We start from the raw sequence: 23,944 nt of genomic DNA on the forward strand, positions 1-23,944 counted from the left end.
CTGATGCGAGGGACCGCTTCGGCGCCTCAGGTCACTTGCGAAAACACCTAAATGATGTCGCAACATGCAAACCAACAACCAATAGTGGAGACTGATAAGCTTTCTGCGAAAAGCTTATCAGTCGGCGAACTGACTCCGCCGCGCACGGTCCAGACCTTGTTGCAAGAAAACGGCCGCAGCTTCCAGGATTTCGTGATCGAGGAGCATCTGCCGCTCGCGGATCGCCTGCTGCGCTCGATTTTCATCGCGGGCAAACAAAGGTGGCGATGACGCTTAGCTCTCTCTTTAGGAGTCGTGAATTCACGCGGTAAAGGTGCACTCTCGTCCGGTCAAGCGGGGGACAGATTTTCCCGCGTTGCTCAACGCGCGACTCTTGAGATGTCGTGAAGAAGACTGGCGGCGGAACTGCAGACGCAGTCATGTCGGAAGTTTATCACGCCAACGCATCAGTCGTTGATAAAGCCGATATCGTCGGATCGGCGACGCAGTTTCCGTTGATTTGCGTTGGTGCCGTAGAGGCGATTGATGGAACCCAAGAGACTGGCCTGCGGATCGCTCACGCTAACGAAGCCGTCATCCGGTCTGGACAAGTTCTTCGGGCTTGTCGCGCGGACGATATAGGGGGTCACAAGGACCATCAACTCAGTCTGGTTGTTCACGAAGTCCTGACTCCGGAACAGAGCGCCGAGAACGGGCAGTTGCATCAAGCCGGGTAATCCATTCACGGCTCGCTTGGTTTGATCCTGAATAAGCCCCGCGATAGCCATGGATCCCCCGGAGGGAATCTCGAGAGTACTTTCCGCCCGCCGTGTTTTTATAGACGGAACAGTCAACGAGTTTGTAGTCGTATCGCTCACTGCTTGAGACAGGGTAATCGAATGTTCGTTGGACAGCTCGGAGACCTCGGTCATCAGATGCAGACTGATGCGTCCTTCAGAGAGAACAACGGGACTGAAATTGAGTGAGAGCCCAAACTTCTTGAAACTTATCTGTGTGTTGCATACGTGCGTGGACGGATCGCAGGAATAACCCGCAGGAACGGGAAACTCGCCGCCAGACACGAAAGTCGCCGACTCTCCTGAGATCGCCGTCAATGTTGGTTCAGCCAAGGTGCGCATGATGCCGGCCGTTTCCATCGCCCGCAGCGTCGCCGTCGTCCCGCCGGCCGACAGCGTCGCGTTGTTTCCCGACACCAGATTTTGGCCGTAAGCGGTGAATGGATTCGAGTTGGTCAGGCTCACGGCAGTGCTGCCGGAACTGACGCTGGTGCTGAGATCGATACCGAGTTGCTTGACGATCGAGCGCGACACCTCCGCAACCGTCACTTTCAACATGACTTGATCACGCGCTTGCACAACGATCGAGTTTACAACCTTGTCCGCAGAGCCCACTAAGCGAGCGGCTATGTCATTTGCCTGCTGAGCTTCGACCGGGCTCGCGGCCGTGCCCGTAAGGATCACCCCGTCGCCGAGCCCCTCGATCTGAATCTTAGAGCGGGGAAAAATCTGTTGCAAGGTTGCGCGAGCACCGTTGAGGTCTCGCGTGACCGCAATGTCGTAGGCCATGATTTGCTGGCCGGCGGAATCGAAGAAAACGACACTGGTCTGGCCAATTGCTCCACCGATGATATAGGCCCGCTGTGCGGAGCGAACAACGGCGTTAGCGATCTTGGGATCGGCGACCAGGATATCCTTGGCATCCCGTGGAAGGTCGACCACAACCGATTTGCCCACGCCAAGCGATAGGAATTGAAAGTGCAGCTGGGACGTTGCGTCTGCCGATTGAAGATTGCGTCCGTCGGCAGCGATAGCCCCGAACGGTCTCTCACCCAAGAGGGCCGCAAATACAAGGATGATCGACAGCCAGCAGTGCCAAATCCATGACGACCGCCTTTCGATACGGCTCCTGTGATGTCCTTGACGCATTCCGACAGCTCCAGCATTAGCTCCGCTCCCCAGCGACGCCTGCTAGAACGATCCGAGACGTGACGTCGGGCGCCCCCGGAAACAACTGAAACAAATCTGTAGGCGGCGATACACTCGGAACGCCAGGAAACAGAAGTCGGAGACAACGTCATTCTCGTCTTGGTACAATGGCCGCGGCGCACTCGTTGCCCCCTATCAAGCAGCCGTCGCTTCGCTTGGAAGCCGGAGCATCTCACGAAACGGGACTTTTCCGCCTCTGCGCTTCCTCGATGTGTCGCCGGTGATCGAGAAAGGCTTGGCTTGACCTCGTCTTGAACAATTCGAGGCCCTCGGTTTGAGAGGGCGAACACGTCAGCGCCTTGTCAGCATGTTCGAGCCGATGCGGATCGCCCTTGACCCTGCGCGCAAGCCACTCAAGACGGATCGCGAGCGTCGCCCAGCGAGCCGCCTTGGTCATCGTTTCGATAACGAGGCGCGGATAAAACAGCCAGACCGGCTCCGTCGGCAGATGTGGTCGGCGCTCACACCGGCTCTTTAGGCGTAGCACGCCGCCCTCAAGCGGGTGGACGTGCTCGATCGGATGGTAACCCTTGAAATAGAGAACAAAGGTCTTGATCCTGTTGACACTGTTGCCGGTTGCCGCGGCCCGACGCATGATGGTTTCGATATGCGTCCAGCTATAGTAGGTGGTCCAGGCCATCGCATAGGCATTTTCCCATTCGTCCTGGGACATCGTCGCGTGCCCGACCGTGACATGGTCCAGATCGTACTTGTTGAGATCCGGATCCATCGCGACGCCCTTGGAGTACAGAGTCTTGTGGTCCTCTGACCCGGGCAGCGGCGTTAGGAAGAAGAACTCCAACATGTCGATCGGCAGCTCGTCCTGGATGATCTTGATGTCACGGACGATCGACGCCAGCGTGTCGCCCGGGAAACCCAGGATATAGCCGCCGACGGTCACGATCTTGGCCTGCTTCCAGGCCAGCATCATCTCGCGGTAATCGGTGATCTTGTTCTGGCGCTTCTTGGCGCCGAACAAACTGTCCGGATTGATGTTTTCCAGGCCGATGAAGCACCTTCGTACGCCGGCCCTTGCGCATTTTTCGACGAAGTTCGGCAGCTTGTGGCAGAGGGTATCGACCTGGATCGTGAAACTCAGCTTCCATCCTTCCTTCTCGCGAAGCTCGATGATGCGGTCTAGCAGCACCTCCCAGTCTTTGTTGCGGGCGAAGTTGTCGTCGGTGATGAAGAAGGCATGAATGCCTTGCGCGACGTTCACGCGGATAAGGGCCTCGATGTCATCAGGGGTTCGGCGTCGTGACTTGCGGCCTTGCACATTGATGATCGTGCAGAACGAGCACTGAAAGGGACAGCCACGGCCTGCGTCGAAGCTGGTGGTCCGACCCATCACCCGCTCGAGCTGCTCGCGCGGTATGATCGGCAGTGGCTGGCCTTCGAGGTGCGGGAGGTCTCTGAGGAAATTGTATTGCGGCTGAAGCTGCGCGGCGACGGCATCCTTCAGGACATGCTCGAGACGCCCCTCAGCCTCTCCGGCAAATACCGACACGCCGAGATCCAATATCTTGCGAACATCCGGGTCGCAATTCGGCAGCATCGCCAGCGTTCCTGAAACATGGAAGCCGCCGACCGCGACCTGGATGCCCCGGCTTCGAAATTCTCGCGCGATATCAATCGCTCGTGGAAATTGGTTGGACTGTACGCCGACCAGCATCACCATCCCGGCATTGGCCGTCTTGATCGCGCGCGCCAGGGCGCCGACTCGCACTTTCCGGTTGGTCTCGTCGATCGCTTCAATGTCGATGTCGAATTCCGCGCCAAGCACCTGGCGCTCGCGGCAATCGAGCGCGATGCCGTGAAGGCACGCCAGGGAATTGGAAGGAAGGCCGCCGCGCCACCAGCGGATCACGTACCCATCGCTGTCGTAGTGCGAGGGCTTGATGAGAACAAGTCGGAACGTCTTGCTCGTTGGCATAAGCGGAGGGTATCGCGCGATCGGTCGACCGCCAAGTTCGATTTGATTGCATGTTGCAACGGCTGAAACATTCGATTGATCACCGATCCTTCGTAAGCGGAATTGACCCGCACCGACAACGTTTACGAGCCAGGCGAGAACCTCCGTCCAATTGGGGGTGTCCGCTCATGAACAGGACGGCCCGGTCCGATCGCACATCTGATAACCGCTTGTCCGCGGTAGGGACGCACATCGATGCCTCGCCCTTGCCGGTCGCGTTGGCTAGAATGAAAATATAATGAAATTTTTCTCTGCTTTGTGGATTCACATCAACCGCGCTAGCCTCGGTTGCGTGGCTCAGGACTCTTACGCAGGTCCTAGCGCCACAATGGACCGCCGCCCCAGCCCCGGACGTTACCAAAACGCCTGGCGGCGGTCCTTTTCTCTTACCAAAATGTACCGTCGCTGGAGAGAGTCTTAGGATAGACATTCTGCGCGACATCGAAGTCTTCTCTTTCCCAGTTGCCGCGAGCGTTGGGCACCAGGATTTTGATCGCGAAACCAGTTGCACGCCCAATGCTGATTTCAAGTTGCAAGCGCACTCGTCAGCCCGGCCACTATCGAGGTTACGTCTTATGATGGGTGAGCAGGCGCGCAAGTTGAAACCGGCGATTATGTTTGTTGGATTCGAGCGCGCGCCACAGAGATTGGCGTTGTGATCAGCGTAGAGCGATTTGGCGTGGTCATTCGATGGGCGGACGACCGAAAGAGTCCCCTTCTTCAACGACATGGCGCAAATCAGCCATACGGATACTGATCCTCGCGCGATTGAGACCTGAATAGAGACCGCGGGAGTTTGCCCGGCCGCTGTCTTTGCCGCTTCCGCATCGCTGCGCTGCATGCTGGTGGATTTGGAGCTCTTGTAAACCCCCGAGGATCCTCCCAGGTGGTGCTGGCTCGCATCGGCTGAGCGTCCGCACCGTTCCAGATCTGCTAAAAATTCTGCCCATTGAGCCTGCCGAGGCGCTTTTTCCGTTCCGCCGAGGATGCTCTCGAATTCTTCAATGGCGCTGCGCAAAACTTCTCTTTTAGGTTAAATAACCGGGCGCTTCCCAACCTCTGTCCCTTTTGACGCCCCCATTGCCTGCCATCCTGACCTTACGTCGCTAAAGTCGTCGATTTCCGGATTTCCGCAACAACTGGCTTCACGGCGCGCGGCGCGAAAGGTAGACTCCACAGGAGATCAGGCACAGCGCCAGAACGATCGTCGCGCAAAGGCCCACGGAAAGGAGCGTAACCGCGATAATGAGGCTGACAATCGGTTGCCCGAATTGAAGCGGTGCGATTGAAGCGACCCCGCCTTGGTCCAACGCCCAAAACCATACCGCGAGTCCGATGAGCGCGCAGAGTAGGGCCAGAAAGGCGAGAGCCGTCCAACCGACCCAAGTAATCTGAGCAAGACTGTTTGCCAGCGCGGGCCGCGGCGATAAGAAGCGACCACGTGGTGGCGGCGAACAAGCCGATTCGGGCCAACAGCCGCGCGCCCGCGACATAGCCTATGCTGACCGTAATCGCGCCCGCGAGGACGACTACGTCACCCAGCACTGTGGGGCCGTCGTCGAAGCCGACGCGCAATGGGCCGACATGACCGGTACCAAATGCGGCTATTGGTGCCGGGGAACATCCACCAACACCGTTTCCCAAAAGCTCGGATGGTTTGCAACTGCGCGCGCACGAGCTGGCTGGGCGATGCCCTTCTGGCTGATACGTGACACCCATACGCTCAACGATTGGCTCGCATACTCCGAAGGCAGGCTTTCACTGCCCTCGCCTCGACACAGCCACGGCGGTCACCCAGTTGATGCATCCGCAGATTTGCTGGCCTGCGAAGCCGCCCGCACTATCGCGCGATTGTCCTCTCGCAGCACTTCAAGCCAGGAGCCGATATAGTCAGCGTGCCGCACTGTCGGCGCAATGCCAAGCGATGCGCAACCGAACGCAGACGATATTTCGGCGATGAGTTCCTCGAAGGCGTACTTCTTGGTGCCGTAGGCGCCTGACAAATCGCGGTTCAGACGCGATGCATGGCCGCTGGCATGTGCCAGTTCATGCAGGGCCGTCCGATGCCAATTGATGGGCTCGAAATAGGCTTGCGGTGGAGGCACCTGCACATAGTCTGCGGCTGGCACGTAGAAGGCGCGATTGCCGCGAATGCGGAAGTCGATCCCGGTCGCCTTGATCAGGTATTCTACCTTTGGCTCGATCAGGCCTGGCGGCGGAGGCGGCGCCGTCGTTGCGATCTCCGAGGGCAAGTCGTCGCACTGATCGGTGTTGAAGACCGTAAAGCGCTTGAGGAACGGGATGGCCTGTGCTTCGTCGCCTGTTTCGCTAGCACGCCGCTTTTCTTCGACGGGCACAAAGCGATCGGCATAGACGACGGTGGTACCGCGCTCGCCCTTGCGGACGTGACCGCCGAGCGACAATGCCTGGCGGAAGGTAAGCCAGCTCTGACCTGTGAATGCGCGTTCGGTAGCAGCGCCCCAGAGGATTAGAACGTTGATGCCGCTGTATTGACGGCCAGTCGCGGCGCTCTTCGGCATGGCCAACGACGCCGTCCCCGCCGCGGTACCCCAGGGCTGTACCCACGGCACCCGGCCGGCCTCAAGTTCACCGATGATCTTCTTGGTGATTTCGTCGTAAAGGCTTGTCCGGTCCTCGCCGGCGCGCGCCCGAAGATTGTGTCTGGACATCGCGGGTCTCCGCGACGGGCACCGCGAGCCTCTCTCGCAGCCTGTAACCCGTCACGGCAAACCCGGCCGACACTCTTACTCTCAACCTCTTTCGCAAAGAATCGACACCGTGTGACTAAGGGGCCGCGTAGGTCGGCTTGCGAGAGCCCGGGTTTGGCCCTTGCCGCACATACACAGTGCGAGAATGCAAAATCTGCGACACGGCGCGCCTTGCATTCTTTGGCAATTGGCATCGAGGTGCCTAGGGCCGCAGGCCCGACAGGCGTGCGCCAAAGGCGCATCGCCTCAACGGAAAATGGCACCCGCAGGAGCGTGAGCATAGCGACGCCGAAGGCGGCACGCGGGACCGAGTGCAGCGACGAGACCGGTTAAAAGGGCACCCGGGAACGGGGCAGTGATAGCGACGCCGGCATACTTCATGACGGCGGGCCCCTTTCCCGAGTGCCCCCGGCGAGGAGCTCCGCAGCCCTTGCGCGAGGGATCGAAGCCGGATGGCCGAGACGCGAAGCGGCTCGGTTCACGAGAGCCCGGTGCGGCGAAAGCCGCACGCGCGAAGCGGAAAAATTCGCTGGTCCCAGGATCTAGATTTCCTCGCGCGCATGCGTCTGCGCGTCATAGATCCTGATTTGAAGCATGGGAAAACGTTTCTTTAGTTCTACTCCACCTGCCCTGGCGCCGTCTCTGGTTGCAAATTCGGCTTTGAGTCGGCCGTCTACTTCAAGCGCATAACCAGAGGTCGGAAGTTCACCGATGGCTGCAACCATTTCATTCCCATTTTGCAGTGAGGTGGCTCGGAATGATGGGTAGCGTGAGTCGCCTGAGCCACGCTAGACCGGAGCCACCCGCAAAAACGCGGTGACCGGTCATCGCACGCGGTGGATTGCCGTCTCGCATTGGATCCCATCAAGGATGGGCATTTGCATCGTCCGAACAGGCAGTCGGGTTGCCGCTTGCGCGGATGCATGCACGATAGAGCCACGGCTCGACGTAGCTGCCCTTCCACATCCCTTGGCCGGCGCGCTCCGCTTCACGCTGCGCTTCGTGATATCTGCCCTTCGAGTATTGGGGCCAATCCAGCGCGAGACCGTTGCGCACAAGCCATTCCCCAAGATCCTTGCCCGCAACCGAACAGGTCGCGACCGTGCGGCCATACCGGTCGAGGCTGAGGGGGACACAGTTGACGGGACGCCGGGCAATGTAAGCGTCGAGATCATTCGCCGCCTGCGAACCACAGCGGTACTGCAAACTGTCCTCACCGCGACATAGCTGAGTGCTTTCTGGAGCATCCACCCCCCAAAGCCGGATCCGCGTTCCATGAATTTCCAACGTGTCGCCGTCAATCACGCTGGCCTGACCGACAAAATTGTCGGCCAGAGCCGCGCTCGAAAGCAGCAGGAGCATCGATACAAGGACTCGGCGTTTGCTCATGGCGTTGGGTACCAGGGATTACCGCAGATTGCGGGGATTGGATTTCGGCCAGTTCTCGAGCGGCTTCAGCACTGGCAGGTTCTCTGGCCGCTCGGGATAATGAAACTCCGTGCCACGCAGCCATCTGCCCTCGAAACGGTTCCAGAACAGGATCGCATCCATCTGCCAGGTAAACTCATAGACCTTCCAAACGCCGTCGCTCTTTATGACTTCACCAGTCGCGTTGAAGGGCAGGCTGTTGAGCTTGCAGAGCGCACAGATCTCATCCCAGTGCTCGCGGATATAGCGGTCTTCCAGGGCCACGTGATATGGCCGGTCGGCACGCCAGCGCGGGCCGCCGCCACGCGGATAGAAACCCTGGCGCGGCATCAGGAATTCGGGAATGCGCGCGATCGCCTTGCCGATCCGGCGCGCCTCGTCCGACGAAAGCTTGCCGACGCCAAAGCTGTAGCGCTGCGCGTCGTCGCGACAATACAGCCACGCAAGGGTCACGCCATTGGCGTCCCTGACCACGTAGCACTCGGAATTTTCCCGGACCAAGGTCCAGGGCGGCTTGAAACGGCGGCTTGACTCCATGAGAACAAAATACGAACATACATCATCGACGGTCAACCTGGAACAGGACGGTGTCCTCCGAACAGGACGTTGCCGTCGGCGAGGTTCCGATCCTCACTCCAACGCGGGACGGCATCCGGCGCGCGATTGTCGTCACAGCCTCTTCGGACGTGGCGGGGTGGTCTTGCGGATTTCGACGGCTGCCGGCGTAAGGATGAACGCGCGCTCCAGGAAGTTCTCTATGATGTTGAAGATGTGGTTCAGACGTTCGGCTTCGGGGGCGTAGCCACGATGCGCCGACGCATTGCCCGCGTCTGCGACCGCGTCAAGCGCCTCCTTATCCGACTGGCTGATGCGCCCCGCGGTTGCCAGCGCTGAAAGCTTGCCTTCGAATCCACCCTTCACGTCGCCAACGAGAATGTTTCCGGCCCTGTCGAGCAGAGTGCGAGCCCCAACCGATGCGAGCGTCCGCAGCCCACTATTAAGGGCAAGATAGGATTCGTCGATAACATCCCGAAGGACTTCGTCACCGAGGGCTTCGGCCCAGGGTGGTTTTGCCCGGACGGTCTGCGCCGGATAATACGTCACCTTGGCGACCCGGCGCGTCACCGGGCGACCTTGCTCGTCGAAGTCGGCCTCGTCCCACTCCGATCGCCAGATCTCGTGTCGAACGGAAAGCTTGTCGCATCCGCAGCATTGCACCGTCTGATAGGCCTCGCTCCAAGCGTCGGCGCCATCGCCGCCCTTCTCGGTGTACTCGGCGCGGAGCCAGGAATTCTTCTCGCCGTAGCAAACGCCGCAGTACGCCTTTACGGTCACATCCGCTTTCGTAGAGACCGGTGTCGACGCCAAAGCTTCCGATCGCACTACCGACTTCGCCGCCGGTCGAAGTCGCTCCCACCCGGCCGGCGTGATCGAGATCGCACGATCAGGCACGAGTCGGATCAATTTAACCTTGGCCGTCTCGGAGATAAGATCGTCGACCCGCTGCCCGTCGAGGGTGCCGATGACCGCGGTGAGATCCTCCTCGTCGGGCAACTCGACCGCGCCGAGCTGGTCATCGTCCAGATTCGCCGCGGCCCACGCGAGCAGATTCGTCATTTGGCGATCGACCGTAGGGAGCGGCTGCTTGATCATGTCGTCCAGGTTGAACGAATTAATCTCGGGCCATTCGATCTCCGACTTCAACGACATCGAACGCGTCGCATGGCTTAAACGCGCGACGCTCTTGGCGTCTTTCAATCGCGCGTCCAGCATCGCCAATGCCGAACCTGTGATCTGGTACTTGCCGCACTTTCGGCATTCCACGCGCCTGTAGTCACCGCCGGTGGGCTGCTCGAGGTTCGACGGCTTCTTGCAGATCGGACAATAACCCATCTCTCACCAACACATTCCCGCTCTTCTACCTCGGCGATCCCCGATATTCACAGGATCACGCTTCGCCGAATCGGCTACATTGTAGCGGTTTGCCGGAGGCCGACGGAGGATCGCGATGAAACTCCTTTTCCGTCTTCTCGACCCGAAAGTGGCGCGTGCATTCTATGACTGGACGATGGGTTTGCGGGTGGCCGCCACGATCTTCGTGGGCGACGCAAACCTCGATCGTTTTCAAAGATGGCTCTGGGGCACGCCTCGGGAGCACCAGACCACTCCATCATCGATCGATGGCGCCGCCTTGACCGAAAACGTCCAGGCCCTGTTCGATCTATTTCAACGACAGATGGATGCTCAATACGGAGTGAGCGTTCTTCGACGCCAGATGCTGGCATTACCGGCGGGTCCCGATCGGGGTTGTTGAAGAGAACCGGAGCAACTCGCGAAAGCGTTCGCATCACCCGTAAATATCGATCATCTTGGGATCCACGATCCGCAAAAGCGTCAGCGCTTCGCCCTCTATCGTCCGGACGCTTTGGACCCGGACGTCGAATTGCTCGATATGTCGGCGATCGAACCAATAGCTCGCTGGCTCTTTCTTGACGGGTCCTACCCGATTCACGCCGGCGAGCGACACGCTCGCGCTCGATCGCAGATCGATATCGTCCCGAACCTTCAGTCCTCCGGCCGTGATACCTGGCCACTGCCATTTCTTGCCGGCCAGATCCTGTGCGATCAGGATTAAGGGCTCGCGTGTCATCCGCATGATCCGGATGCCAGTCGCAGCTAGGCTGGCCTTGAAATCTTGAGAAAGTCCGATTATCGCGTCGAGCGAAATCTCTCCGATCGCTTGAAGCTTTGGTTTGATGAGGTATGGCGGAAGGATGAGGTCGGCAGAATATACGTCGGCCATTCGCTCTGCATTTCGCGAGCGCTCGTCCAAGGGGCGACCGATGTCGTCGGAACGGCAGACGAACGACTGGCCTCGGTGGTGATGCCAATGCCCGAGCTCGTGACCGGTGCTGAACCTTTTCCTGTTCGGTTTCGCTCCGTCGCTCACATAGATGATCGCTCGGTCCTTGAAGCCGATGATTTGAGCTTCGCAGCCGACGAGCCGCCTGTACAGGACTTGCGCGCCGACGCAATCGGCGATGGCGAGGAGGTCGATTTCCTTGGCCTCGGAAATGCCGAGTTCGACGAGGAGTTGTTCGGCCGGGCGCAAGAGGTCATTCCTTTAGCTTGCCGGACTCGTCGATAAGTCCGAGCCGCAGACAAGCTTCGAGGAAGCTGTCGAGATCGTCGTCGGATTCGATGCGTCGATTTCGCGCCGCTATAGTCATGTCGCCGGTAGCATCGACCTTCTTCTTGACGGCAGAGTGGATCTCGCGCTTCTTCGCCGGATCGAACGATAGGACCGAAGCGCTGAGGGGGGCTTGAGATTCGCGCGAACGCTGCCGGGCGGCCGCGAATTTCCGACGTTTCGCGGCGATTTCCGGATCTTGGAAAACCGCGTCGAAGCTTTCCAACAGATCGTTCGGATCCATGCCCAAACTGAGCAGGTACTCGTCCAACGCGGATCCCTCGAGCGAAAGAATCTCCTGCTGTATTTCTTCCAGGAGCTCTTCGCGAAACGTGAGTTCACGATCGGTCTCCATCACAGTTTCCCTTCCTTGTAGAGGGAGGCACCCCACTTCTTCATTCTCTTCCTGACGGTTTCATAGTTCGTTACGTCCCACCCTGTTTCGGCGAGGATTTCGGCCCGCGTCGCATTGTCGTCCAGGAGGAGCAGCAGCGTTTTGACCTCCTCGTCGTCGCAGATCCGGTAGATCTGCTCGCGGAGGTACGCGTCATCCTGGGTAGGGCCCAGATCCCGCGCGAGCTCGATCGGGTCGGACGCATCGACGGACACGGCGACGAGCCTTTTCCCTTCAACACGACGGACCGTGGCGCTTCGGCGCCGATCATTGGATGCGATGCTGTTCACCGCGCCCGACAGAACTTCGAATGCATCGCTTCCGGCCGTCGAATCCGGATTCAGCCAGCGCGCCTTGGCGCCCTGCAGCAGGTCATCCGCTTCCAAGGCAGTGCCACGCGCTTTCACCCGCGCCAAGGCGGCCAGCTTCTTCCGCTGGTCCGCAGTGAGCGTCAGCAATGCCGCCGCTTTGGGAGATTGATCGGTCAATCGGCTTCCTCCGAAAGCCATAGCTCGCGAATCGAGCGAAGTCGGAAATAACATTTAGCGAATTTTCGCGTCCGACTTCGCGCCGGTGGCGAGCTTTAGAAGGTAGGGGCTCACTTCGAGCCGAAATACCATTCAGAAAGACGGATATGACAGCCAAACTGACCTTTCATCCCCTCGGCAATGCCGACTGCACCCGCATCGACATGGCCAACGGCCGCAAGATGCTGGTCGATTACGCCGACATGCGCAATCCCGCCGACATGTGGGACGCCCGCATCGACCTGCCCGAGGTGCTCAAGGCCGACCTGCGCGCCGCCAAGCGCGACTATTATGACGTGGTCTGCTTCACTCATCTCGACGACGACCACTGCTGTGGTTCCGGCGACTTCTTCTGGCTCGAACATGCCGCGAAGTACCAGGGCGACGGCCGGATCAAGATCGACGAGTTGTGGGTGCCGGCCGCAGCGATCCTGGAGGACGGTTGTGAGGATAGCGCTCGCATCATCCGTCAGGAGGCGCGGCACCGGTTGCGCGTCGGCAAGGGCATCCGCGTCTTTTCGCGCCCGACCAAGCTCAAGGAATGGCTGGAGAAGCAGGGTCTGACGCTGGAATCGCGCGCGCACCTCATCACCGACGCGGGCCAGTATGTGCCCGGCTTCTCGATGTTCGGTCCCGAGCGCGTCCAGTTCTTCATCCATAGCCCCTTCGGCTGGCATCAGAACGAGAGCGAGATCATTGACCGCAACCAGCACAGCGTGGTCTTTCAGGCGACGTTCCTGGAGGGACGCCGCGAGACCTGCGCGCTGTTCATGTCGGACATCAACTACGACTCGATCAACCAGATCGTGATCACGTCCAAGCGCCACGGCAACCAGGACCGGCTGCTGTGGGATATCTTCAAGATCCCGCACCACTGCTCCTACCTTTCGATCGGGCCGGAAAAGGGCGTCGACGTCACCAAGCCGACAGACGAGGTCAAGTGGCTGTGCGAGACTCAGGGGCGCGAGCGGTCCATCATGATATCCACCAGCTGGTCGATCCCGTCCAAGGGCAGCGACGAGGACCTCGATCCGCAGCCGCCGCACCGCCAGGCCGCCGCCTACTACCGGTCGGTCGCCGATCTCAAGGACGGCCAGTTCAAGGTCACCATGGACCTGCCTTCGAAGAGCAAGCCCAAGCCGAGCACCATCGAGATCACCGACCGGGGGGCCCAGTTGTTGCTCGTTTCCGCAACCGCCGCTGGCGCGGTGAGCGTCGCGGCGACCCCGGTGCGGGCAGGCTAGGCATGACGATCCACACGTGGTGGACCGCCTTCGGCGAGGCGGCGACGATCGACGGCGTCGCTTCCGGTCCGGCGCGTTCGTTCGTGGAAGCCGCGCTCGCCGGGCTGCCGGCGACCACGCTGGTCGAGATCAAGGATGACATGACGACCGGGTATGTCGGCGTCCATGTCGAGATCGACGTAGAACGCCCTCAGGACCTCGCCTACCCGATCCGCGCTCGGGAGCCGATCGGCATTCTCTTCTCGTCGCCGCACGTGCGTCCCGCGGTGCTGGCGCTGCGGAGCGACTTCCCGCACACCATGCATCAGAATGGCGTGCCCGAAGAAATGCCGTTCTCACTGTGCGTCGACGATCGGCCGTGGCCGGAAGCCCGCCTGACCTACACGCCAACCGAATTCTCGCGGCTCATCCAGCTTTGGCTCGCCAAGGCGGCGCGCGGCGAGCTCCACGATCCGGCGCAACCGCCGGATCCGCTATTTTACGGCGCGGACATGGCTATGGTCTTGCCGCGCAGCGTCTTCGATGCCGGCTCTGCGACCTCCGAATTCGCTGGCTTCGTGCGTGCCGATAACCAGGGCCTGGTGTTCGCCATTCCATCCAAGCAGGCCCCGCCAGGCGGTATCGCGCTGACGGTGATGGCTTTCGCGCTCCCGCCGCAAATCATCACCTCGATCCGGCGCCTACCTCGGACGCTGGAAAGTCTGGCCGCAGAACTCGCGCCGACCGGCCTTAGGCTGCTCGACGAGATCAAGGAGAGATTGAAGGCGTGGACCGGTATCGCCGGCGACGGCGCCAGGCGGATGGCCGGCCGGATCGCCATCGTCGTCGGTCTCCCTATTACCACCGAAGGAGGTCGCGGCGCCGACGACTTCCGCGCCTTCATCACCACTAACACCGCCGGCGAGATCGGGGTCCTTCTGGGCGTATTGCACGCCAACAACAGCAACGTCGGCAAGGGTTACGTCCGGGCGTTCCCCGAAGTGCCGATCGCGGGAGCTTCGTTACCTGTCGTGCCGGCGCAGGTTCATTTCGCTTTCGATCGAGACCTCGCGGCTTCGATCGCCGGCAACACGGTCGCGGACCGAAGGAAGGCCGTCATGATCGGCGCCGGTTCGCTTGGCTCCCAACTCGGCATGGATCTCGCGCGCGAGGGCACTTTTGAGTGGACCATTGTGGACAGTGACGCGCTGTTGCCGCACAACATGGCTCGCCATGCGCTGTTGGCCGACGAGATCGGTGCGCCAAAGGCCAACGCGTTGGCCAGGCAGATTTCGGCACTGCTCAACGAGGCCCAATCAGCGATCGTCACCGGCGTGCTCGCGCCGAACGCGGATCAGCAAAAGGCGCTGGATGCCGCCTATGCAGCCGCCTCCGTCATCATCGACGCATCGGCGTCGGTCGGCGTCGCCCGCCATTTGAGCGATCTGCCCTTTGCCGCAAGACGCGCCTGTGCCTTCTTCAATCCTTCGGGCACCGCCGTCGTACTTCTCACGGAAGATGCACGGCGCGATATCACGCTGCGCGATCTCGAGGCGCAATATCACCGCCTGATCCTGACCGAGCCGTCGCTGGCAGATCATCTCGACGCTTCGCAAGGCGGCGTGCGCTACAGCGGCTCGTGCCGCTCGCTGACCAACAGGATCCCTGCGACCCGAGCCGCGCTCCTGAGCGCGCTGGCCGCAAGGGGCATCGCCGACTCGCTTTCGAGCGATGATGCTAAGGTGACGATCTGGACGCTCGGCGCGGACGGCTCGGTCTCCGTCGTGCAGCGAAACGGCGAACCCGTTACGCGCGCCGAGATCGGCGCCTGGCAAGTAAGCTACGATCGCGGGTTCTTGGATCAGCTTTCCGCGCTACGCGATGAGCGTTTGCCCAATGAGACCGGCGGAGCCATCGTCGGCATCGCCGATTTCAGCCGTCAGGCTCTCCACCTTGCCCATGCGTTTCCCCAGCCGGAGGACAGTCTCGGCAGTCCGACACGGTTCGAACGTGGCGTGGTCGGCCTGGCCCAATCCATCGACGACGTCGCCCGCCGGTCGATGCACCAGGTGCGGTACCTCGGCGAATGGCACTCCCATCCGCGCTATGCGAATGCACGTCCGAGCGACACCGACATCGCCCAACTCGCTTATCTGGGCGGCGAGCTCGCGGCGGACGGGTTGCCCGGCCTGATGGCCATCGCGGCCCACCACGGCGACTTCTCGCTTCTCAGCTTCGACCCGTCGCTCTGCCGGGAGGAAGGGCGCATCCTCAGGGTTGCCATTCACCGTGGGCACGATTGAGTTTTCGGATGGAGGAAGCGATCTCGCCTAAAATCGGATTGGCTCTCTCAGGGGGCGGCTCCAGGGCAATGGCATTCCATCTTGGTTGCCTGAGAGCGCTCGACCAGCTCGGGCTGCTGCGTCGGATCGACGTCCTCTCGACCGTATCGGGCGGCAGCGTCATTGGCGCATTCTTCCACGCGCACGACGGCGACTTTGCGTCGTTCGAAACGAAGATGCGCGAGATTCTGTCTCAAGGCCTTGCCAGGCGCATGTGCCGGAAACTGCTCAGCCCGCTCGGCCTGAAGGTGGCCGCAGCCTTCGTACTGATCGGCGCCGTGGCCGTCGTTGTAGCGCTGATCAGGACGATGGTAGGCGTACTCGAACTGATAACGCCTTCATCGCTCGCGCGGCATTTCGAATCTTTCGACGTCAGGTCACCTGTTCATCGCTTCGCGAGCCGAACCAGCCTGCTCGAAGCGGTGTTAGACGAACTTCTTTTCGGCGGTGCTTCGATGAGCGACCTGCGGCCCAAGCCTCATCTTGTCATCAATGCCACCGAGCTTAGAACCGGTTCGGCCTTCCGGTTCGGAACCAAGGAATCGGGCTCGTGGCGTTGGGGGAAGTTGCATCGAAACGACGTGTCGGTCGCGCACGCCGTCGCCGCATCGGCCGCCTACCCGCTGTTTCTTCCGGCCTTCGACGAAACATTCACGTTCGACAACAAGGGCGCACTACGAGCCGCGCGCGTGGCCCTGACGGACGGCGGGATCTACGATAATCTCGGTCTCGGCTGTCTCTGGCCAGACCGCTCGCCGGACGTCAGCCTCAACGTGACGCCGGTCGATACGATTATCTGTTGCTCGGCGGGATACGGCCTGCGGCAGGAGCCTCCGAGCCAGTTCATGCTCGCGCGGATGTCGAGTGTCTTCGGCGCGCTGTTCGACCGCGCACAGAATGCCTCGATCCACCGACTGCACGAGGCGCAACGCTCCGGGCAGATCAAGCACTTCATTTTTCCCTATCTCGGCCAACTCGATAAATCCTTGCCGGATCCGCCTCGCACCCTCGTGCGTCGCGAGGAGGCTCACGCTTATCCGACCGATTTCAACGCGATGTCGAAGGAGTGGATCGACCGGCTGAGTCTACGAGGCGAGCAACTGACCATGTGCTTGGCTCGCGCGCACATGCCCCATTTGATTGAAAAGTGAACCGACTTCAACCATTCCTCGCATGCTCAAATCGCCGGATGAGGTAGTCGGCGATCTGATTCGACTCCACGAATACACCGATCTCGCTCAGGCGAGCGACATCCGAGGGATCCGCCGACAACCAGTTTTGACTTGTAACGGCCAGATTATCGTCATCCCAAGCCAGTATCTTTGCGTGCAGTCGCGGCTGGTGAATCGGTCGAAAACCGATGCCTTGTTTCGCGAGCTCACGCGTAAGGCCGGCGGCATCAATTCCAGAAAGTGGCCCGGTTGGCCGGCCGTAGAATAGGCCAACCTCGATACGACTCTCTCTGACAGCGGCCAGAGCAGGTATTATGATCATCGGCCGACCTGCAATGCCAATGCGATGGCTAGTGACGAAGATTCTCCTCGCAGCGGAATCACGCGCTTCGAGCACGAGCGCGCCATGGTCCGGAGCCAGCAGTATCTTCATGCGCGCAGTGCGACCTGGCGGACGCCGAATTAGCTCTATTCGTCGGCCGAGGATCGTTAGATCGGTTGCAAACTCATGCCACACGCCAGGTGATCCGAGCGACATTGAAGCGAGATGTCGCACCAACTGACCGACCAGCGCAGGTTCGCGGACCCGGATGGATGATTCGAAGCTGTCGAAGTCGGAAGACAACCAGTTGCACGATCCGACGATCGCCGACCATTGCCCTCTTCCGTCATCTGCGATGAGCAACTTGGCATGCGATCTCGTCGTGAACGAATGAATTCTGATTTGACCGCCCCACCCCGCCTCGTCGATAGCGCGCTGGAGGGCCGAGACGGCGCGTCTCGAGCTGGAAACGCTCGTTCCGTCGTCATCCTGTCCCCACATGACGCGTACAAGTGTTCCCTTCGACGCAGCGCTGACCAGCTTCGGCAATATCGCGGGGATGGACTTTTCGGAGATGAAGGTCGAGTGAATTATGACCTCCTCGCGAGCTTGCGCGAGGGCCCTGTCGAGCGCGGACGCGTGATCCTGCGCGTCGATCAAAAGATCATTCTGGTCGAACAGGGCGGTCGTAGTCGCCGCGGCCGGAGACGGGCGCAAGGGTTCGGGAGCGACGGAAACTGTCGTCTTCGCCTCGCTCTTCTTCAGGGACTGAGCAGCCGCCGACCTAATCACCTCTCGCAGAGCAGGGTTTGCTCGCGCAGGTAAGCCCTCGATCGTGTCGTTCACAACCGTCACGACGGCAAATCGTTCGAGAAAACGATCGGGGCTCGCTTCGACGCGGACGATGACTTCGTCCTCCCCCTCCAAGGCTGCGAATAGCTCGGCCAAGTCCTCCTTGTCGTGATCGGGAGACTTTTGAAGATAGACCAAGTTCTCGCCAAGCTTCGCGAGTTCATTTTTATGGCGCGCGGCGATTTCGGACCGCCTGAAGACGCTGCCGGAGACCTGATCGATGAGGAAACCCATCCAGCGGGGCGTGGTTACCGTAGGCGCCTGCAGCGATCCACTTTTGATCTGCGCTTGGCCACTCTCGGTCGCAACGAACGAAAGGCCATCGCTGCCCGCCGCCAATTCTACCCAACCCACCCGCATGAGCCGGATGAAAGCCTCGACGACGACCCGTCGCGGAAGACTCGAGCGTTGAGCTAGATCGGCGGCTGTCGCAGGCGTCCGCGCGACGGATTCGAGCATCAGATGCTCGATGAGGCTCCAACGCTTTCCCTTTTCGACATGGAAGCGGCGCCTGCCGCGAAGCACCGGGATCGCAACCTGCACGACGCTCATGCTGAAGCCCCGCGTAATTCGGACCACGACACGATCTGCGCGTCGCCGTCGTCCTTGGCTGCATCCAACGCCGCGAGGAATTTCTTCATGAATCCAATATCCGACTCCGGCAGGCCTTCAGCGACGTCCACCACATTTCGGTAGAACTCCAAGCTCCCAATCATAACGAGCCTCCACTTCGCGCGGCTCAGCAGCACGTTCATCCGCCGATCGTCGCGGAGAAAGCCTAAGGCCTTCGCGGGCGCGCCATGGCCATTGTTTCGTACCAGCGAGATAAGGACGATGTCGGCTTGATCGCCTTGGAAGGAATCGACTGTTCCGCAGAACTCGCCGTCGCCGACGGCCGGCTTGAACGACGATAAATGCGCCAGCCCTGCCGTCTTTGCGTTGATCGCATCACGCAGCGAACGGACTTGTTCGCGATAAGGAGAAAGTACTGCTAGAGACGGCTTCGATCCCTCCTGAGCTCGCAGGTTGGTCAGCACCGCCAAAGCAGCCTTCACTTCGTCCGGATTTGACCAAGGCGGCGCCTTCTCTCCGCCCCTGTATCCTTTTGCGGCCCTCACGAAGGGCATATCGACGAACACAATCGGCGCGTCCGGTATCGATCCACCCGTGCTCAGTGATAGCGGAGGCTTCTTGGTCCGATATTCTTCGGCCTTCTTCGTATTCGTCGAAAGATCCCCGCCGTAGAAGCAGTCCGAGACTATCTTCGCGATCGCCGGATGCATCCGGTACTGCTCTTCGAGTCGCCTGGCGATAGGACGGAATTCGCGACGCGCTTTGGCCTTTCGTGCGAATTCTTCTTCCACCATCGATTCGAACATCGTGAGGATCGAGAGGGTCTGAGAACAGAGACGACCGAAATCGTCGCTATCGTCCTCGATCTCGTCGAAGAGTTCGTCTAGCCCTGCGTCCCTGAGATGGCGCGAAATCAACTCCTGTGCGGCTCCGACAGCCGCCTTCACCTTGTCGGGCGCGGAGAGCAAGCGTGTCATCCGCTCGACATTATACGGAGGCAGCTGCTTGTGGTCTCCGATCATCAAGCGGCGGTAAGAGAGCAGAAGCGGCGACAGCAATTCGCCGCCCGTCGCTTTGCCGGCCTCCTCTACGATGGTCCAATCGAATAGACTCCGCTCCTCGATCAGACGTTCGACGGCTGCTGAGTTCGTAGTCGCGAACACCAGGTTGGCGGATCGTAGGATCATGCCCTCGAAAGCCCGCCCTTCCGCGTTCATGCGATTGCGGCGCTTTGAGCGGCCGCCCTGCTGTTCCTCTCTCGCGCGAGCAAGTGCTATTACCTTTTCCTGCAGGCCGCTGCTCGCTTCGGCGACCAGCTGGCTCTTTGCAAGCGCCTGGAGGTGCCGGTCGGCTTGCCTATCGATTTCCAAATCGGTGTCGGACGGATCATCGTCCGCCGGGCGGGCTCGCACCATCACTGGCGCTACGCCTGATCCATCCCCGAAGATGGACTGGATCTCCTTCATCAGATGGTCGATCGCCGCATTGCTTTGGGCGGAAAGGAGCATCCTCGTCGAGGGGTCATCCTCGAACCGTCGCTTGACGATGTCGCCGACGAGAAAGGTCTTGCCAACGCCGGGCGGTCCCTGAAGAAAGAACAGCGGGACCGTCGAGAGTATCTCGCGCAACGCGCCTTTCTTGGACTCGTCGAGCTCCTTGAATCGAGCCTCTTTTTCGTTCAGCGGATCGTGGCTATCGTCGATACGCGATCTTGGGTCGGTCAGCATCCGAAGCAATTCAGTGTGCTCGCGTAAGACCTTTAGAGCCTTTCTCCGGCGTCGGAACTGGGCGAGCTGTCCGGCCATACCCGGCGGAGAAAGATAGGCAACCGATGTGGCCTCCGCGGGGGACGCTCCGTCGAAGCGCAAGCGCTCTCTCGCTTCCGCCTCGCTGCGATCCAAGAAGCGCCATTCCGTCTCGTCGGTATGATCTCCAAGTTCGCCGGTCTCGGTAAGGATCCAGCTGCCCTCCTGTTGGACCAGATCGTCGGACTCGAGCATCTTCGTCAACCGAACCGCTGGCGCTTCAAGAGCCAGAGCATCCGAAAGCTCGGCGCGAGCACGGTCGTATCTGGACGACACTGTGAGGGTGTAAGATTCGCCGCTCGGTGCGCGCGCCGATCTCGCCGGCACTTCGACGGGAAACACATCCGCGGCCGCATAGGCCATCTCGAGGGCGAGCAGCAGCGAGAAGGCCCCGTGCATCCGATCGAGATCGGTCTTCTTGGACTGCTTCGGCTCCGCCTGGCCGATGTAATCACTCCATCTGGCCACCTTCCCCCTGCGGCGGGGAAAGCTTTCCCGAGCGGCACGAGAATCGACGAGATCCAAGCTACTCCACTCCAAGGCAACGCTTCCTTCGATCCAGTCGGAGGGCAAACGACCCCGTTGAGCGCGCTCGCAGGTCGCGAATTCCCAGTCCGCGGCGTCGGAGGATTCGGCTACGCGGAACGGCGTTAGCCAATAGGTCATCGCCTGGCCAAGTAGGGCATAGGAAGGTTCGTCGCCTGGCTTCTGTCGAACTCGAACGAAGTACGGCTCCGCCGAGAGGTCCGCTTGGATGAATTCCATTTGCGATTGCTCGTCGGCCATTTCGATTTCGTTGTCGGAAACGCCACGAATGATCTCAGCGATTTTCGAGCCCCGCCCCAGCCTCAGCGCGATTGCGGATTTTGCCTCCCTGCCCGCAGCCTCTGCGGTGATCGCGAGAACGACGTCGTCCATGCGTCGACATATCTCTTCGCCGTCGAGCCGCTCGGCGGTCTCGAGCCTCATCATGCTGCGAAGAAGTTTGCCTTCGGCGGCCGAAAGATGCTCGGCTATGTCGGACGGCACGAGCCTGAGGTCAGATACCCGATCCAGTGGCGCTCCAACCAATTCGGCAACCAAGATGCCCAAGTTGGTCCAATCTCTGCCGAACGAGGCCACGTTCTCCCTGCCGTCGGTGGTTTCGCGGCCCGAGAGCGGTAGATCGGCAGCGGCGAGTCTCATCGACCACTCGAAACCGGTCAGTCGGAAATCAGGCTGGTCCCCGAATGCCGTCATGATCGCCCATGGGTCGACGTTGCGGTGAATCACTCCTTGAGAGTGGAGGAGCTCTAACCCCTCCGCGGCACGTTTCGCATTGGCCCATAGACGTCGTCGATTGCGAGGGAGACGATACTGCGTCATCACCGAGGGCTGCGAAGCCGCTCTTCGGTAGATTTCGAGAGGACCGGTCTGGCCCGGATCGAGAACCAGATAAAAGCCTTCGTCGTCCTCTCCACTGGCCACCATCGGTACGAAGAGTTCTTCTGCGCGAGGGACAGCAGCCAGGCGCTGCAACTGGCGGATCTCGCTCCGCCAGATTTGTTCCAAGTCAGCATCGCGTCCTTTGCCGGCGCGGTCCCAGAACTTGACAAGTACGCTTCGGCCGTCGGGATCTAGCGCAGGCTGAAGACCTGGCCTACCGAGAGTCGGTTTCGAACCGAGCAGCGGATCGCGCTCGATGCGGTACGCGCCCAAGAACGACTTCGAGCTACTTCTTCTTGCTGCCATTTGTTGGATCCGGAAAGCCGCAGAGATCCTGCTTTATCGGGCTTTTCGCGTGTCGCGTTCAAGAGGGAGAATCCCTACCGCCGGTTGCGATCCACAACTCGAGCGATGGCAAGTTCACTCGCGGGGTCCTCCACCGCAGCGTTCCACCGTCCACAGGCCAGCGGTTCGAGAAACGCTTATTTTTGAAGGACTTCAGCGCTCGGCCGCCCTGCTTGACGCTTCATTTCTGGGGATCACCTCGCGAGACCGTTGACCATCGGATTGCCTTGATCCACAATGGAACAAACAGCGAACAGGATAATATTCGGCATGAGCGGCCACGTCCAGGAGCCTCACATCGTTTGCCCCAAGTGCAGCCATCAGATTGCGCTGACGGAGTCTATTGCGGCTCCCCTGCTTGAGGCTCAACGACGCGGATTTCACGAGAAGCTCGTTGCGCTGGAAGCCGAGTTTGCCCGTAAGGCCGACCAGTTGAGGCAGCAACAGGATGAGCTTGCGAAGGAACGAGAGAGCATCGATGAGCAGATCAATCGGCGTCTTGAGGTCGAGCGGAAGCAGGTTGTCGCCGCCGAGGCCAAGAAGGCACGAGAGCAAGTCGCAGAAGATCTGAACGCGATGAAGCAGCGGCTAGCTGAAAGCGAGCAGCTGCTTGAAGCACGGAACGCCAAGTTGGCCGAGGCTCAACAGGCCCAGGCAGGGGCTCTCCGTAAACAGCGGGAATTGGACGAAAAGGCACGCGAGCTGGAGGTCACCATCGAGAAGCGCGTGCAAGCGAGCCAGGCCGACCTTGTCGCGAAAGCGCGCCAAGACGTGACCGATGAGCTAAAGTCGCAGGTCTCGCAAAAGGACGCGCAGATCGACTCGCTAGGGCGTACCGTTGAGGAACTGAAACGCAAGCTTGAACAAGGCTCGCAACAGACGCAGGGCGAAGCCTTTGAGCTTGAGCTTGAGGGCCTTCTCCGAGGTAGGTTTCCGCTCGACCTAATTGAACCTGTCGCGAAGGGTGAGACAGGCGGAGACATCGTTCACACAATCAACGGGCAGATCGGCTCACCCGCCGGCATTATTCTTTGGGAGCTCAAGAACACGAAGAACTGGTCTGACGGCTGGCTTCCGAAACTGCGCGACAACAAGCGCGCAGCTAATGCCGATGTCGCGCTGATAATCTCTACGGCTCTGCCCAAAGGAGTCGAGACTTTCGACTTGATCGATGGTGTCTACGTCGCCCATCCCCGCTGTGCTATACCAGTAGCGTTGACTCTTCGCCATGGGCTTTTGGAAGTCACAAACGCGCGTACGTCACAAGCTGGTCAACAATCCAAAGCTGAACAGGTCTATCAATATTTGACAGGCCCGCGGTTCAAACAGCGAATTGAAGCCGTTGTTGAGCGTTTCAAGGATATGCGCGAGGATATCGACAAAGAGCGAAAGTTTATGATGAAGAACTGGGCCAAGCGCGAGGCCCAGGTCAGCGCAATGATCGAGTCAACGGTCGGCATGGTTGGCGATCTACAAGGCATTATGGGTCAGGCAATGCCCGAGATTGCCGCCATTGATGAGCCGCCGATGTTAGAAGGCAAAGCCGCCTAGCGAAAACCACATAAAACACCCTTCCACCGCTGTGGAGCGAGTTAGATGAACGATCGATCTTCCCTATCAGGAGCAAGGCAAACGAAGATTGCCTTCAATAATTGCCTCA

The 23,944-nt window shown here is 60.1% G+C and carries 19 protein-coding genes; 6 read left to right on the forward strand and 13 right to left on the reverse strand.

Annotated elements, in window-relative coordinates; translation table 11 throughout:
- The first annotated feature begins 51 nt into the window (after positions 1–51).
- Positions 52–270 carry a hypothetical protein gene (locus JQ603_RS10930; RefSeq protein WP_212339361.1) on the forward strand — a complete coding sequence of 73 codons (219 nt, stop codon included), beginning with the start codon at positions 52–54 and terminating at the stop codon, positions 268–270.
- 176 nt (positions 271–446) lie between these two features.
- Here the strand turns inward: JQ603_RS10930 and JQ603_RS10935 are convergent, their stop codons facing one another.
- From JQ603_RS10935 to JQ603_RS10970, 8 genes are all read right to left on the reverse strand, one after another.
- The gene (locus tag JQ603_RS10935; protein ID WP_212339363.1) at positions 447–1,925 is read right to left on the reverse strand and encodes a type II and III secretion system protein family protein; all 1,479 of its coding nucleotides are present in this window, start codon (positions 1,923–1,925) and stop codon (positions 447–449) included.
- Positions 1,926–2,157: 232 nt separating this feature from the next.
- Entirely contained in the window at positions 2,158–3,918 is a 1,761-nt protein-coding gene (locus JQ603_RS10940) for a B12-binding domain-containing radical SAM protein (protein WP_212339366.1), read from the reverse strand.
- A gap of 1,184 nt (positions 3,919–5,102) precedes the next feature.
- Complete coding sequence (locus JQ603_RS38500) at positions 5,103–5,450, reverse strand: EamA family transporter (RefSeq protein WP_212339368.1); 348 nt, start codon at positions 5,448–5,450, stop codon at positions 5,103–5,105.
- Between the two features lie 297 nt (positions 5,451–5,747).
- Positions 5,748–6,647, reverse strand: coding sequence for an ArdC family protein (locus tag JQ603_RS10950; RefSeq protein ID WP_212339370.1), 900 nt, complete (start codon positions 6,645–6,647; stop codon positions 5,748–5,750).
- A 581-nt stretch (positions 6,648–7,228) separates the two neighbouring features.
- Positions 7,229–7,411: a hypothetical protein gene (locus JQ603_RS10955; RefSeq protein ID WP_212339372.1), complete on the reverse strand. Its 183-nt coding sequence runs from the start codon at positions 7,409–7,411 to the stop codon at positions 7,229–7,231.
- Between the two features lie 139 nt (positions 7,412–7,550).
- A complete protein-coding gene (locus JQ603_RS10960) occupies positions 7,551–8,048 on the reverse strand; it encodes a thermonuclease family protein (RefSeq protein ID WP_245003547.1) in 498 nt (165 codons plus the stop codon).
- 45 nt (positions 8,049–8,093) lie between these two features.
- Positions 8,094–8,588 (reverse strand): hypothetical protein, encoded by a 495-nt coding sequence (locus tag JQ603_RS10965; RefSeq protein WP_349630730.1) that lies wholly within the window; start codon positions 8,586–8,588, stop codon positions 8,094–8,096.
- Between the two features lie 195 nt (positions 8,589–8,783).
- Positions 8,784–10,007, reverse strand: a complete 1,224-nt coding sequence (locus tag JQ603_RS10970) for a DUF4145 domain-containing protein (RefSeq protein WP_212339377.1) — start codon at positions 10,005–10,007, stop codon at positions 8,784–8,786.
- A gap of 115 nt (positions 10,008–10,122) precedes the next feature.
- Here JQ603_RS10970 and JQ603_RS10975 point away from each other — a divergent pair, with 115 nt between their 5' ends.
- Complete coding sequence (locus JQ603_RS10975; RefSeq protein WP_212339380.1) at positions 10,123–10,428, forward strand: hypothetical protein; 306 nt, start codon at positions 10,123–10,125, stop codon at positions 10,426–10,428.
- A gap of 33 nt (positions 10,429–10,461) precedes the next feature.
- On the opposite strand, the gene JQ603_RS10980 is transcribed toward JQ603_RS10975, so the two are convergent.
- The 3 genes from JQ603_RS10980 to JQ603_RS10990 are packed head-to-tail and all read right to left on the reverse strand — an operon-like array spanning position 10,462 to position 12,186.
- Complete coding sequence (locus JQ603_RS10980) at positions 10,462–11,226, reverse strand: ImmA/IrrE family metallo-endopeptidase (protein WP_212339382.1); 765 nt, start codon at positions 11,224–11,226, stop codon at positions 10,462–10,464.
- A gap of 4 nt (positions 11,227–11,230) precedes the next feature.
- On the reverse strand, positions 11,231–11,659 hold the full coding sequence (locus JQ603_RS10985) for a hypothetical protein (RefSeq protein WP_212339384.1): 429 nt from the start codon (positions 11,657–11,659) through the stop codon (positions 11,231–11,233).
- Positions 11,659–12,186: a hypothetical protein gene (locus tag JQ603_RS10990; protein WP_212339387.1), complete on the reverse strand. Its 528-nt coding sequence runs from the start codon at positions 12,184–12,186 to the stop codon at positions 11,659–11,661. Before JQ603_RS10990 ends, JQ603_RS10985 begins: the two co-directional genes overlap by 1 nt.
- Before the next feature lie 146 nt (positions 12,187–12,332).
- On the opposite strand from JQ603_RS10990, the gene JQ603_RS10995 reads away from it, so the two are divergent.
- The 3 genes from JQ603_RS10995 to JQ603_RS11005 are packed head-to-tail and all read left to right on the forward strand — an operon-like array spanning position 12,333 to position 16,941.
- Positions 12,333–13,469 carry a hypothetical protein gene (locus tag JQ603_RS10995; RefSeq protein WP_212339390.1) on the forward strand — a complete coding sequence of 379 codons (1,137 nt, stop codon included), beginning with the start codon at positions 12,333–12,335 and terminating at the stop codon, positions 13,467–13,469.
- Between the two features lie 2 nt (positions 13,470–13,471).
- Positions 13,472–15,751 (forward strand): Mov34/MPN/PAD-1 family protein, encoded by a 2,280-nt coding sequence (locus JQ603_RS11000; RefSeq protein WP_212339393.1) that lies wholly within the window; start codon positions 13,472–13,474, stop codon positions 15,749–15,751.
- A gap of 8 nt (positions 15,752–15,759) precedes the next feature.
- Entirely contained in the window at positions 15,760–16,941 is a 1,182-nt protein-coding gene (locus JQ603_RS11005) for a patatin-like phospholipase family protein (RefSeq protein ID WP_212339396.1), read from the forward strand.
- A 7-nt stretch (positions 16,942–16,948) separates the two neighbouring features.
- Here the strand turns inward: JQ603_RS11005 and JQ603_RS11010 are convergent, their stop codons facing one another.
- A complete protein-coding gene (locus tag JQ603_RS11010; RefSeq protein ID WP_212339399.1) occupies positions 16,949–18,688 on the reverse strand; it encodes a phospholipase D-like domain-containing protein in 1,740 nt (579 codons plus the stop codon).
- The gene (locus JQ603_RS11015; RefSeq protein ID WP_212339402.1) at positions 18,685–22,245 is read right to left on the reverse strand and encodes an AAA domain-containing protein; all 3,561 of its coding nucleotides are present in this window, start codon (positions 22,243–22,245) and stop codon (positions 18,685–18,687) included. The genes JQ603_RS11010 and JQ603_RS11015 overlap by 4 nt, the downstream gene beginning before the upstream one ends.
- Positions 22,246–22,554: 309 nt before the next feature.
- On the opposite strand from JQ603_RS11015, the gene JQ603_RS11020 reads away from it, so the two are divergent.
- The gene (locus JQ603_RS11020) at positions 22,555–23,835 is read left to right on the forward strand and encodes a DUF2130 domain-containing protein (RefSeq protein ID WP_212339403.1); all 1,281 of its coding nucleotides are present in this window, start codon (positions 22,555–22,557) and stop codon (positions 23,833–23,835) included.
- Positions 23,836–23,944 lie beyond the last annotated feature (109 nt).

Origin of the sequence: Bradyrhizobium liaoningense (assembly GCF_018130825.1) — a bacterium.
GTDB classification, from domain to species: Bacteria; Pseudomonadota; Alphaproteobacteria; order Rhizobiales; family Xanthobacteraceae; genus Bradyrhizobium; species Bradyrhizobium liaoningense_B.